Annotated in this window: 10 protein-coding genes; 3 read left to right on the forward strand and 7 right to left on the reverse strand. The window is 46.8% G+C overall.

What is annotated here, in order from left to right:
• Positions 1-17: 17 nt before the first annotated feature.
• From recN to BLX24_RS19600, 7 genes are all read right to left on the reverse strand, one after another.
• Positions 18-1,691, reverse strand: a complete 1,674-nt coding sequence (recN, locus tag BLX24_RS19570) for a DNA repair protein RecN (protein ID WP_071504887.1) — start codon at positions 1,689-1,691, stop codon at positions 18-20.
• 94 nt (positions 1,692-1,785) lie between these two features.
• A complete protein-coding gene (gene porD, locus BLX24_RS19575; protein ID WP_071504888.1) occupies positions 1,786-2,691 on the reverse strand; it encodes a type IX secretion system protein PorD in 906 nt (301 codons plus the stop codon).
• Positions 2,692-2,713: 22 nt separating this feature from the next.
• Positions 2,714-3,907 (reverse strand): bifunctional phosphopantothenoylcysteine decarboxylase/phosphopantothenate--cysteine ligase CoaBC, encoded by a 1,194-nt coding sequence (gene coaBC, locus BLX24_RS19580; RefSeq protein ID WP_071504889.1) that lies wholly within the window; start codon positions 3,905-3,907, stop codon positions 2,714-2,716.
• 63 nt (positions 3,908-3,970) lie between these two features.
• Entirely contained in the window at positions 3,971-4,282 is a 312-nt protein-coding gene (locus BLX24_RS19585) for a DNA-directed RNA polymerase subunit omega (RefSeq protein WP_071504890.1), read from the reverse strand.
• Between the two features lie 61 nt (positions 4,283-4,343).
• Complete coding sequence (locus BLX24_RS19590) at positions 4,344-5,243, reverse strand: outer membrane protein assembly factor BamD (protein ID WP_071504891.1); 900 nt, start codon at positions 5,241-5,243, stop codon at positions 4,344-4,346.
• A 166-nt stretch (positions 5,244-5,409) separates the two neighbouring features.
• Positions 5,410-6,006 (reverse strand): T9SS type A sorting domain-containing protein, encoded by a 597-nt coding sequence (locus BLX24_RS19595; protein ID WP_143092724.1) that lies wholly within the window; start codon positions 6,004-6,006, stop codon positions 5,410-5,412.
• Between the two features lie 153 nt (positions 6,007-6,159).
• Positions 6,160-7,941 carry an OstA-like protein gene (locus BLX24_RS19600; RefSeq protein WP_310590793.1) on the reverse strand — a complete coding sequence of 594 codons (1,782 nt, stop codon included), beginning with the start codon at positions 7,939-7,941 and terminating at the stop codon, positions 6,160-6,162.
• Positions 7,942-8,048: 107 nt separating this feature from the next.
• Between BLX24_RS19600 and tilS the strand changes: the two genes are divergently transcribed.
• From tilS to BLX24_RS19615, 3 genes are all read left to right on the forward strand, one after another.
• Positions 8,049-9,473 carry a tRNA lysidine(34) synthetase TilS gene (gene tilS / locus BLX24_RS19605; RefSeq protein ID WP_083422075.1) on the forward strand — a complete coding sequence of 475 codons (1,425 nt, stop codon included), beginning with the start codon at positions 8,049-8,051 and terminating at the stop codon, positions 9,471-9,473.
• Positions 9,474-9,614: 141 nt separating this feature from the next.
• Positions 9,615-11,894, forward strand: a complete 2,280-nt coding sequence (locus BLX24_RS19610) for an OmpA family protein (protein ID WP_071504894.1) — start codon at positions 9,615-9,617, stop codon at positions 11,892-11,894.
• 327 nt (positions 11,895-12,221) lie between these two features.
• Entirely contained in the window at positions 12,222-12,479 is a 258-nt protein-coding gene (locus tag BLX24_RS19615) for a hypothetical protein (protein WP_071504895.1), read from the forward strand.
• Positions 12,480-12,527 lie beyond the last annotated feature (48 nt).

Below are 12,527 nucleotides of genomic sequence, written 5' to 3' on the forward strand. Positions count from 1 at the left end.
GCCGTAGCGGCAAACAACTATCTGACCGCTACGGATGCATTTTGTTTTAAGATTTCACGGGCGTGTTTCAGGGTACTTTGCGACGGATTATTACCGCCAATCATCTGAGCGATTTCCTGAACGCGCTCATCCAGGTTCAGCTGACGGATACGACTAACAGTTCTGTCAGACGAATGATCTTTGTACACAAAATAATGAGCGGTGCCCTTACCGGCGATTTGTGGCAAATGGGTAATGGCAATAATTTGGTGGTTATGCGCCATTTCACGCATCATAACTCCCATTTTTATAGCAATCTCGCCTGAAATCCCGGTGTCAATTTCATCAAAAATAATGGTTGGCAATGAACGCTTGCTGGCCAGAATGTACTTAATAGCCATCATAAGCCGCGAAAATTCACCACCCGATGCTACATTTTTAAGCTGCTGTGGCTTAATCCCTTTGTTTGCGCTGAATAAAAAAGAGACCGTATCGATACCGGTCATCGTCGGTTTACCGGCTTCGGACAGAATATGCAGTGAAGCATTTGGCATCCCCAGGTCAGCAAGCAGGGTTGATATTTCCTGTTCAATAGGTTTCAATACTGCCAGGCGTGCTGCCGAAAGTACTTCTGCACTCTGCATCATAATCAGGCGGGTTTGTTCGGCTCGTGCCCTCGATGCGTCAAGTTCATCATCCAGGTTCAGCACCTTACTGACTTTTCTGGCCAGATCTTCCTGAATGCGTAATAATTCGGCAACCGTTTTTACCTGATGCTTGGTCTGAAGCTGGTAAATAACCGACAGCCGCTCCCGAATGGTTTCAGCGCGTTCTTCATTTGTTTCTACGCTATCCTGTTCATCACTGATCTCACCGGCCAGGTCGCGGAGCTCAATCAGCGTACTCTGAGCGCGTTCGAGCAGGGGTTCATATTGCGAGGAAAGCCTGCTGACCGTAGACAGACTGTTGACAACCCCTTTTAACAGGTCAATAACTGATTGTTCCGGGTTGTCGAGATACTCACTGGCAAGCTGCAGCCGTTCCCGGATTTCCTCGGCATTCTCCAGTACATTAAGCTCCTGTTCCAGCTGTTCCTGCTCATCGGCCTGTAACTGAACCTTTGACAGCTCTTTATACAGAAACTTGTTGTAATCAAATTCCTTACGCATGGAAGACGCTTCCTGCTGGAGCTTATCGTAGGCTTGCTGCGCTTTCCGGTAAGCCTGAAAATCATGGTGATAAACCCGCAATAAATTATCATCCTGCGCGTATGTATCAACAATCTGAAGCTGATACTCATTTGAGCCCAGCAAAACCGAATCATGCTGGGAGTGAATATCCATCATCTGGCTGGTAACCCTGCGCAGCACATCCAGTGTGACAGGGGTATCATTCACAAACGCACGGGATTTCCCGCTTGGACTGATTTCACGACGAACGACACAGCTTGTACCGTAGTCGAGCTCTTCTTCTTCAAAAAGTTGTTCGATATAATAGCCGGCAATATTGAACGTACCCTCGATGATACATTTTTTTTCCGGATCGTAAAGGACTTTAGTATCGGCCCGGTTGCCCAGCAAAAGGCCGATGGCTCCGAGCATGATAGATTTACCTGCACCCGTCTCACCGGTGATGATATTAAGCTCGGTATCGGGCGTTAACTCAAGCCGGTCAATCAGGGCATAGTTTTTTATGAGTAAATGCGTCAGCATACAGTTAGTTCCTTACAGATAAACAACGCAGTCAGGGGGGCAGGTTCCCGGCCCGGGTGAGTCCGGCGTTAAAAAAAGGACGCTGAAAATCACGCTAATTTAACAAGCGGCGATAGGCTTCGGTTTTGCCCGGGTCCAGCTGTGCCAGCAGGTCAAAAGCCTTTTTGCGTTCGTTTGGTGTTCCTTCGTACATGATGTTAATGATTTCATCGCCTTTTGCATCAAAAAACGAGTTAATCAGCACAGAGTTGGGGATCTGTAACATCAATTTACGGATATTCGTCAGAAGGTCAAGCGTTTGTTTCCGGACTTCAATCGGGTTTGACGAGAAAAGGTCAAGACCCAGACGGTGATAGGTATATAACCCTTCGCGGAAAGCAAGAAACTGTTGGTTCTGCAGATTCTCAATCAGGTAGTAACGGTTGCGCTTGTCGCCTTCCGGCCCCCAGTAGCTGCGTGCGGGCCCCTGTTGTGCATAGTTCATCACTGAATACGCTTTCTGTATATGCGGGTTGCCACCCAATTTGCTGAACGTATCATAATCAACCGCCAGAGCTACATAGGCATAGAAGGCAAGAATTGACGTTAATTCATCGGTATAGAGATTATCCCGGTAATAAACCGGCTGGGTGGGCAGATAAGCAAAGCTGAAATTCCGGTCTACGTAGCTGAAAACGGTTGTTTCATAATTAGTACCATAGACCGGACGGGTAATGACAAACTGTGCCGTCCCTTCAAAGACTCCCTGTGAGGTCGATTTCAGCAGGTTAATATTGAGCGAACAGTTAATTCGTTCCGTTGTAGTAAACTGGTCATTGGTCCAGCGCCGGTTATTCATCATATCCGTGATAAATGCCTTTAACTGATCAAAATAAGCGAAATCAGTTTTTTGCTGAGCCGCCAGCTGATCGGCATTAACGGTAATGCGGCAATTAAGCTCCTGGGCCTGAGCAGAAAAGAGCAGGCAGCAGAGCATGCCAAATGTGAGGATGTATTTCATACCAAATGGAAACTTCCGGATTTTATAAGACACGTTCAACGAGTTGCAGGAGATCCCTGGCTACGGCTTCTTTAGATTTAAGACTAAATTCGTAAACCGCTTCGTGTTTGTCAATAACGGTAATTTTGTTTGTATCGTGTCCGAAGCCGGCCCCTTGATCCCGCAATGAGTTGAGAACGATCCAGTCAAGGTTTTTGGCATGTAGCTTCTTCAGGGCATTCTGGCGCTCGTTCTCCGTTTCCAGGGCAAATCCCATCATCAACTGCCCGGATCTTTTTTGACTGCCAAGCGTTGCGGCAATGTCAGTTGTTTTGGTCAGTTCTAAGTCAAACAGCGCGTCTTTCTTTTTAATCTTCTGATCTGCCGGATGCGCAGGGGTATAATCAGCAACGGCTGCATTCAGAATAACGATATCTGATTCAGGAAAAGCCTGTTGCATGGCCCCAAACATCTCCGCAGCAGAACGGACGTCAATACGGCAGATGGTTGAATCCGGCACGGAAAGCGCGGTCGGCCCGCTGACCAGTGTCACATGTGCTCCGGCTTTAGCGAAGGCATCCGCAATGGCATATCCCATTTTGCCGGTGGAATGATTGCTGATATAACGCACCGGATCGATGGGTTCCTGCGTTGGTCCGGCCGTAATGAGTACCCGCTTACCAGCCATGGCCGGGCGCAGGCTAAAATGACGGTCAAGCGTTTGGACAATGGTTTCGGGTTCAGCCAGGCGCCCCTCTCCGACAAGACCGCTGGCCAGTTCACCGTATTCCGCCTCAATGATATGGTTCCCGTAAGCGCGGAGTTTAGCCAGATTGCCAAGCGTTGCCGGATGTTTGTACATGTCGAGGTCCATCGCCGGGGCGAAGAAAACCGGACACCTTGCCGACAGATAAACGGCCGAAAGCAGATCGTTGCACAGCCCCTGTGCACAACGGGCTATCGTATTGGCTGATGCGGGAGCAATCAACAGTGCATCAGCCCAAAGTCCCAGATCAACGTGGTTATTCCATTGGCCGGTTTCATCTTTAACGAAAGTAGTGAGCACAGGCCGTTTCGACAAAGTTGAAAGGGTTAGAGGCGTGATAAACGTTGTTGCGGCTTCGGTCATCACAACCTGCACTTCTGCGCCGGCTTTAACCAGTAACCGGGTCAGGTGAGCGGTTTTATAGGCCGATATACTGCCGGTAACGCCTAGCAAAATTCGTTTTCCCTGCATTGGTTTACCATAAAAAAACCGCACGGAAAGCCCATGCGGTTCGGTCACATGTACTATTTATGACTAAGCTTCTTCTTCGGTATTGTAACGGAAGTAGATTTTGCCCTCCAGAAATTCATCTGTAGCAATCGACGTAGGCTTAGGCATACGTTCGTAGTATTTCGAAATCTCGATTTGTTCGCGGTTTTCGAATACTTCTTCCAGGTTATCAACCGCCGACACAAATTCTGAAAGTTTCGCGCTCAGCTCTTCTTTCATTTTCGTTGAGATTTGACGGGCGCGCTTAGAGATAATGGATACAGACTCATACAGGTTACCTGTTGCTGCTGCGATTTTATCCGTATCGCGGGTAATCAATGAAGGATTCGTTGCCATATATTGCTAGTTGAAAGAAGTAGTTTGTTTATCGGTTAGAAGAACAGTAAACTACTATAAATTAATTCGCTGACGTTACTTTAGCCGGACGGTTTGTGTCGTTCTGCTTTTGCTGTAACTCTTTAATCTCTTTTTCCAGTTTATCGATTCGTTCAATTTCTTTCAGACTCGTCTCGTGCATCTTTTCTGCCTGCCGCACATAAGCGCTTTTCGGATATTTATCGATCATATCCTGGTAGTAGGTTATCGCATCCTTATAGCGATCTTTCTGCTTGGTTTCCATACTGTTCTGAGCATACTGGAACTGAGCATCTACTTTCAGAAAAGCCAGCTCCTCGTTGAACTCCGAATCCGGAAACTCTTTCTGGAAGTTGTTGATCGCGACAACCGATGATTTCAGAGACGAAATATTAAATGAGCTCGTTTTGTAGTACAATTTGGCGCGCTCATATGCTTTGGTCTCCAGCTTCTTACGAAGTTCACCAATCATTTTGGTACAGTCTTCGCGGTATTTACTTTCAGGATAAGCATTAACAAAATCCTGTAGAGAAGCCATTGCGACGAGTGTATTTGACTGGTCCAGGTTGTATTTCGGTGTATCCTTATACAAAGACAACGCATACATATACATTGACTCCTGGGCGTAATCACTACGGGCAAATGTTTCGTAGAACTTTTTGAAAAGAGTGGCACTGACCGCATACAATTGCTGATGGTACTGGGTGTACGCGTAATAAAACTGAGACATTTCCTGTTCAGAACTACCACGCAGGCGGGGTATCAATTCTTCAAAAAGAACACCTGCCTTATACCAGTCTCCCTTTTTATAATACTCTAGTGCAGCTTTGTACTTTTCATCATCAGTACCGTGCTTCTGTAGTTTAGAAAAAGGGCTACATGCGCTGAAAAGCACTGCTAAAATTAACCCACAAAAAAATCCGACGATTCGGCGTTGTTGCATATGGCCGCAAAGATAATAAAAAATAAATTAGCCGCTGAGCGATCCGACGCTTCGGCGGCTACCTTGTAAAAACGACTGAGCAGTAGAATTAGTGCCTGCCTGATGTTCCTGGGCAGGTCTGCGGGCCGTTTTTTAAGATTTTTTAAAACTTCTTTCAGAAAGCTGACTACTGGCGACGGATCAGCACTTTTTTGGTCGCTACACTTCTTCCGTCAAGCATCAACTGGTAATAGTAGAGACCGTTAGACAGAGAGTGAGTGTTAATACGTATCCGGCGGTCATTCTGATCAAGTGTATACTCCGCAACAGGAGTAGACAGAATACTCATCAGAACTAATTTCGCCTCAACGCCGGGGGTCAGAAACTGATAGTCTATGTCGAAATAATCGCTGACCACAGGATTCGGATAAGCATTTGACGCCACAATTTTGTCGCTGGCGTAAAGCTTGTTTTCGTTTTTATCTGTCCGGAGATTCTCGTTCTCATCCCGGGCAACGGTGCGCGTCTCGGCTGTTTGAGTAGCGGGGGCTTCCGTTGCAGTCGGACGTACGGCCGTACCGGTTGACTGAGAGAGTTTAAACCGGTTCAGAGGGCTGCCGGCTGTTGGGTTAGACAAACCCCGGTTCAGACTGCCGGCACCGGAAAACAGGGAAGTCGTAGCTCCCGGTAAAGTCGCCTTTAACGTTATTGGTCTGGAGGCAGATGCCGAACGACCCATCTCAAGACGACTCTTCGTCTGCGCCTGCAGCGAAGTAGTGGCCATGAGCAATAAGCCGGTTAAACATCCAATAAAAGGTATATATTGTTTCATTGTAATTCAAAATCAGGGTACTTTAACGCCACTTTACAAAACTATTTATAATAAAGAGAATTGCAACGCGTTGTACTGTGAAAAATTGTTAAAACTTACGTAAAATTACTGCTTCTTTTTCGTTAGAACAGAATTTAGTGCGGATGGTTTAGTCAGTGGTCCGCTTTTTTTGTTACCGGTCGTTTTTTTAGGCTGAACGGTAATCTGATGCGTCAAAACGGTTTCTTTACCCGGTCTGTCTTCGATCCGCCACAGAAAACCTTCCAGTATTTTTTTGTCTTCGTTCATTTCGAGCGGCGGAATAAACTGGGCATCCGGCTGACCGTAGAAACGAATCTTTTCAACTTTACTCTTCTCATCGAATTCCAGATTCATGCGGCTGCATTCTACATGGTTTAACCCGACCAGCTTGTTCTTCTCATCAACGGCAAAGTAGATACTCTGACCGTTGCCTTCCACAATGACCCGATCCAGTACGGTTCGGTTTACGGTTGTTGTTGAACCCGGCTTTTCCGGTTTTGCTTTCCCTTTTCCTTTCGCAACCGTCTGACTGGCTGGTGGTTCGGCGGATAAGGTGTCGGTCACAGACCGGAAATAGGCAGTAATGCTCCTGCCTTTAACCTGATTAAAGTTCTTCAACGTATCCTGCGCAATTACGAAAGACCGGGTGCGCAGTAACATCCGGTCTATCCGGTTATTTTTCATTTTTGCCGTCATGGAATCTGCTTCCATCTGGTAGTTCTGACTCCACACAATCGGCTTTTTGTAAAAGTAAATGGTTGAATCAGCTACGTCGTAGACCAGAGAGTCACAACGGCTTTGCAGGTCTGATTTATAAACAATTACATTCTTCTGACCTACCAGTTTTTTAGGCTTTTTTACGTCATCTTTTTTGGTACCGTCGTTAAGACGAGCCGAATCGGATTTTGTAACATCCGGTGCATCAAATGCAAAGAGTGTATCGGCCCGCATAAACAACGTATCCTGACTCACTACGCTTCGTACAACCGCATGGCCGGTTACCCTGGAGACGCCTGCCTTGCCGTTATACCGGCCATGATCACCGGTAATGACTGTTTTGTCTTCTTTCGAAACCAGAACAACATTGCCTTTGGCGATCCCCAGTTCGGTCATGTTGTCGTAAAAAAGGGTATCACCGGTTAGTGTGTACTTAGGCATTTCGACCGTCGTGCGTTTCTGAAAGTTTGATACACGTGTAGCCGTATTATACTCACCTTCCTTAGCAAAAATTGTACCGTCCTTATTGACGATTTTAGTTGGGCCTCTGAACGTTGCTATCCGGCTCAGTGAATTGTAAAGTAGTGAGTCGTTTGTCAGTGTCCCTTTAGGGCCAACCAGTTTTACGTTTTTATAGAAACGGAATTGTTTAATTCGTGTATCATAAAAACCCTCATTGCTGGTCAGTATATTTTCACGGTCAACAATCCGCCCTTTTACGGGATAATGTGCAATGCCGTTTACCATGTCGTAATCCAGCCGGGTGGTTGTCAGGGTCATTTTGCGGTCGCGCATGGTGATGCGTCCCCGAAGGTTTGCCTGACGGGTATTCCCATAATAAAACATGGTATCCCCCTTAATCGAAATCGTATCCCCCTGAACGATCCGGACATTCCCGTATGCTTCAATTACGTTGGTTGTGACATTCTGGATGGCCAGGTCGCAAAACATTAATACGCCTTTATGCCGTAACTTTACGTGATTAACCAGCCGGCGCACGACTCCCTCAGGGTTATTAAGCACGACTAAGCTGTCGGGCGGCGGTGATAAAAGTTCAACCTTCTCGGCGGGGCCGGAAGGAGCTGTTGCCGGTCGGCCTGGCTGCGCCTGTGCAAGCACGGGACAAACAATGGCCAGCAACAGAATCACGTTTATTATAATGACTCGGATTTTATGAAAAACGTTGCAGTGCATAGTAAAAAAGATGCGGAAACCGCTGACAAAGGCCCGCGTATTTAACGCATATAGATATAAATATGGCTGTTAGAGCACAAAACGATCGTTCCAGAACAAACGACAAAGATAGGTTGTCCCGGGCAGACACCGGTATGCCTGACCGCTTTTTAAACTTTGTTAACGATGAATGGGGGCTCTACGATACATCCGTAAAGCAATCTGCTTCGTTATTGTTAACAGTCAGTGGCGGAATCGATTCTGTGGTGCTGGCTCATCTCTGTGCACAGACCGGACTCAATTTTTCGATGGCCCATGTCAATTTCGGACTTCGGGGGGCGGAGTCAGACGGCGATGAGGCCTTTGTCAGGGAATTGGGCGTGAGATATGCGAAACCTGTGCATGTTACACAATTTGATACCGAAGCAGAAGCCAGCCACGCCGGGGAATCTATTCAGATGGCTGCCAGACGGTTACGTTATAGTTGGTTTGCGTTGTTACAGCAACAGTATGGATTTACCTACATCGCTACCGCACACCATCAGAATGATGTGCTGGAAACTACGCTCCTCAATCTGGCCCGCGGCACAGGAATAGCCGGCTTACGCGGTTTGCCGAAACAAAACGGACAGATTATCCGTCCGCTATGGTTTGCGACACGCGCGCAGATTGAGGCGTATGCGCTACAGGAAGGGCTTACGTGGCGGGAAGATAGTTCTAACCGTGATGATAAATACCTGCGGAATCAAATCAGACATCATGTGGTGCCCGGACTTGAAGCGGTAAATGCTAACTTCTGGGGAACATTTCTACGAACAATTGACCGGTTGAGGGCTACTGAAACGATAATTGATGATGAACTGGCTAAAAGCTGGAAATGGGTTACAGATAGTTCATCTTCTGCGCAAATTGTTATCGATAAAGCCAAACTTGGCACACTCCTTGAGCCAACGTTCCGGTTAGCAGAATGGCTCCGGCCGTATGGATTTGTCTATGAGCAGGTTGTTAGCCTGGTAAGTTGTTTGCAGGCTGAGCCCGGACAGTGTTTTAAGACAACAACTCATGAGCTATGGCATCAGAAACACAGTCTTGTGCTGGTTCCGAAAAAGACGGTATTCACCGATACGTACCGATGGGAATCGTGGCCCGCTGGAAAGATTGATATAGCCGGACTCGGTATACTTGAGTTTTCTGTCACAGAGTTTGCAAAAGGTCTTGAATTTACTGAAGATCAGCATGTTGTGAGCATGGACGTAAGCCGTTTATCGGGTGAAGTCGTAATAAGGCCCTGGCAGGCAGGGGACAGATTTCAGCCAATCGGTATGCGTGGGCAAAAACTGGTCAGTGATTTTCTCAGCGGCCAGAAAGTGCCGTTACATGAGCGGCACAACGTACATGTCCTTATAGTAGGCGGGGTAATTATCTGGGTAATCGGTTATCGTATTTCAGACATGGTTAAACTCAAGCCAGATGCCAGAAAGGTGTTGATTATCAGATTGTTACCTTGATTGGTTGATGCGCTTAAACTGATTTACAGACTCTTAAGTAATATTATTACTCTTTTTTTGCTCCATGTTTTTTTTTGGCATTTAATTTGATAGTAACACGGTAGCCCATAATATATTAATTCAACAGTATTCTCTCAGACCATGAATCGATTTGTACGAACGCTGCTGTTGGCCGGGCTGGTCCTCTGGTGTTTCACTGCGCAAGCTCAGAGTACACGTTTACGAGCGGCTAACAAACAATTTGAAAACATGAGCTATGTCAGCGCAGTGCGGATGTACGAGGAGTTTTTGCGGGCAGACCGGAAAAAAGATGCCGCCGAAACCCGCGAAGCACTGATCAAGCTCGGATTTTCATACCGGAAACTGCAGGATAGCCGGAATGCAGAGCGTGTATATGCCGAATTAGTTAAAGAAAACAGCGACCTGGATAGTGAGATTTACCTTTACTATGCACAGGCACTGGCCTCAAACGGCAAATACCGTGATGCCCAGAAAATGTACAGCAAATACGGCGAAAAGCAGGGCGAAGACCTACGGGGGCGCCGCTTTACCGTTTCGTACATGGATATGAACCGGTTTTATCAGGACTCATCATCCTATCGGCTTTCCAGCCTGCCTGTCAACTCACGTCAGGCCGATTTCAGCCCGATGTATTATAAAGGAGGGTTAGTGTTTGTGTCAGCCCGTGATGAGTCAGGGTCGATCAAACGGGTTTTTAACTGGAATCAGACGCCATTCCTTGATTTATACTTCCATGCTGACACCAACCAGCTTCGTACACCGGCACCGGAAATGGCCCGCGCAGCCAACACGGCGCAGGTAGGCGGGAGTGCACCGGCCGAGCAAGCGGCTGAAGTAAATGTATCGCCGGATAAAGGCATTACAAAGGCAGAACTTTTCAGCCGGACGCTGAATACAAAATACCACGAAGGCCCGATGACCTTCACGCGGGATCAGACAACCATCGTATTTACACGCAACAACGCGAGTAAGGGTAAATCAGGAAAAAGCTCCGATGGGGTTCGTAAACTGAAACTCTATATTTCAAACGAGAAAAACGGGAAGTGGACAACTGCTAAGGAAGTACCGTTTAATAGCAGTGAATACTCGGTCGGTCACCCGGCATTTTCACCGGATGACAGCAAACTCTATTTCGTTTCTGATATGCCGGGCGGTTACGGTGGTACGGACATTTACGTCGTAGAATATAACAACGGCGAGTGGGGAACCCCTGTCAATATGGGTAAGGATATTAATACCGAAGGAAATGAGATGTTTCCGTATGCAGATGGTAACGGTAATATCTACTTTGCCTCTGACGGGCACGAAGGGCTGGGCGGTCTGGATATTTTCTTTGCTGAGTTAAAGGATGGTGTTGCCTACAAAGGAGTTGAAAATCTTGGTGCACCTATTAATTCAGAAAAAGATGACTTTGGCCTGATTACTGACAAGAGCAGGACAACGGGTTTTTTCAGCAGCAACCGCAAGAAAGGAATCAGCGACGACGATATTTACAGCTTCCGCCGGTCCTGTAAGCAGCTGAATCTGATTGTTTATGACAAGAAAACGCAGCAGCCACTGGAAGGAGCCGATGTCCGGATCGTCCGGAACGGAGTAAACCAGGATTTGCTGGTAACCAACACCCGCGGGGCAACACAGATGTGTCTGGATGCCAATACCGAATATGAGTTTAAAGCGGTGAAAGAAGGGTATGCCCTGAACAGTGCCCGCTACTCAACATTAACGCAGTCACCTGCACCTGTAATCAATATTTCGATTTATCTGGATCGCAGCGAGAATACAATCGTTAAAGGGGTCGTCAAACGTGAGGTAGACGATAAGCCGGCATCAGGTGTAAAAGTTACGCTGCGTAATGAAAAAGATAAATCGGAACGTACGATTGAAACCGGTCCGGATGGCGGTTACGAGTTTGATATGAAACCCGGGGCGCCGTATTCAATCAGCACGAAGAAAGATAAATATGCCAGCCGGACCAAACAGTTAGGCAAAACGAAAAATCCGCAGGTTGTAACGGATACGCTTGGCCTTTACGGGGAAGGAGATGTATACGAGCTGAAAAACATCTATTATGATCTGAACAAATTCTTTATCCGTCCGGACGCCGCCCGCGAACTGGATCATGTTGTTGGGTTGCTGAAAGAGTATCCGACGATGAAAATTGAGCTGCGGTCGCATACCGATGCCCGGGCAAGTGATTCCTACAACATGCGCCTGTCGGAAAACCGTGCCAGGGCCGCGCTCGATTATCTTGTATCGAAAGGCATTAGTCCGAAGCGATTGACGGCCCGGGGCTTCGGAGAAAGTGAATTGGTTAATGATTGCGGCGACGGAGTGGAATGCTCGGAAGCAGATCACCAGGCAAACCGACGAACGGAATTTAAGATTGTTGCAGTTCAGTAATAACCACTGACAGTCAGATCAGGCGGTAATGAGAAATTCTCATTACCGCCTTTTTTATTGTATCCGTATAGCAGATAATCGGGATATTATCTGTCTGGCAGCCGGAGCTGTCAATAAAGCTCAGGATTACTTTCCTGCCGGTTATCTAATTGTTGACCGTATGATAATGATTTATAATGTGGCTTTAGATTGTCTTGTAACTTAACTGGTAAGTGACTGATAATCTGTAATTTTAAAATTGTCCACTCTTTGTCCACCCTTGACATCAGGACAGTTTCACGCCTGAGTACTAGATTCATTCAGAAATTCATATCACAAGGCTCGTTTATGTTGGCAGAAATAATTTGGATACACTTATTCCGGATCGTTCAGTTCGGGTTACGGTACGGAGCACTGTTGTTGACAATTGGTTTACAACTGGAAAAAGCCATTGACGACTCATGTTTTGAAAACCGAAGCGTGTATGGCAATACTTATTTTGATGCATTTACGGAATTCCGGAGTACGGTCAATTCGCAAAAGGAAACCGGGGAGGGGGTTGGTATTGTAGACCGGAACGAAAAACTGATTAATCCGGAGCGATAAAAAAATAGCCGTCAGCGTGCCCACTGACGGTACAATAAAGAAAACCTC

The sequence above is a fragment of the Arsenicibacter rosenii genome (assembly GCF_001870735.1).
Lineage (GTDB): Bacteria > Bacteroidota > Bacteroidia > Cytophagales > Spirosomataceae > Arsenicibacter > Arsenicibacter rosenii.

Coding starts and splice junctions, on each gene's coding strand:
- recN (WP_071504887.1), bottom strand. CDS start 1,691: ATGCTGACGCATTTACTCATAAAAAACTATGCCCTGATTGACCGGCTT.
- porD (WP_071504888.1), bottom strand. CDS start 2,691: ATGAAATACATCCTCACATTTGGCATGCTCTGCTGCCTGCTCTTTTCT.
- coaBC (WP_071504889.1), bottom strand. CDS start 3,907: ATGCAGGGAAAACGAATTTTGCTAGGCGTTACCGGCAGTATATCGGCC.
- BLX24_RS19585 (WP_071504890.1), bottom strand. CDS start 4,282: ATGGCAACGAATCCTTCATTGATTACCCGCGATACGGATAAAATCGCA.
- BLX24_RS19590 (WP_071504891.1), bottom strand. CDS start 5,243: ATGCAACAACGCCGAATCGTCGGATTTTTTTGTGGGTTAATTTTAGCA.
- BLX24_RS19595 (WP_143092724.1), bottom strand. CDS start 6,006: ATGGCCACTACTTCGCTGCAGGCGCAGACGAAGAGTCGTCTTGAGATG.
- tilS (WP_083422075.1), top strand. CDS start 8,049: ATGGCTGTTAGAGCACAAAACGATCGTTCCAGAACAAACGACAAAGAT.
- BLX24_RS19610 (WP_071504894.1), top strand. CDS start 9,615: ATGAATCGATTTGTACGAACGCTGCTGTTGGCCGGGCTGGTCCTCTGG.
- BLX24_RS19615 (WP_071504895.1), top strand. CDS start 12,222: ATGTTGGCAGAAATAATTTGGATACACTTATTCCGGATCGTTCAGTTC.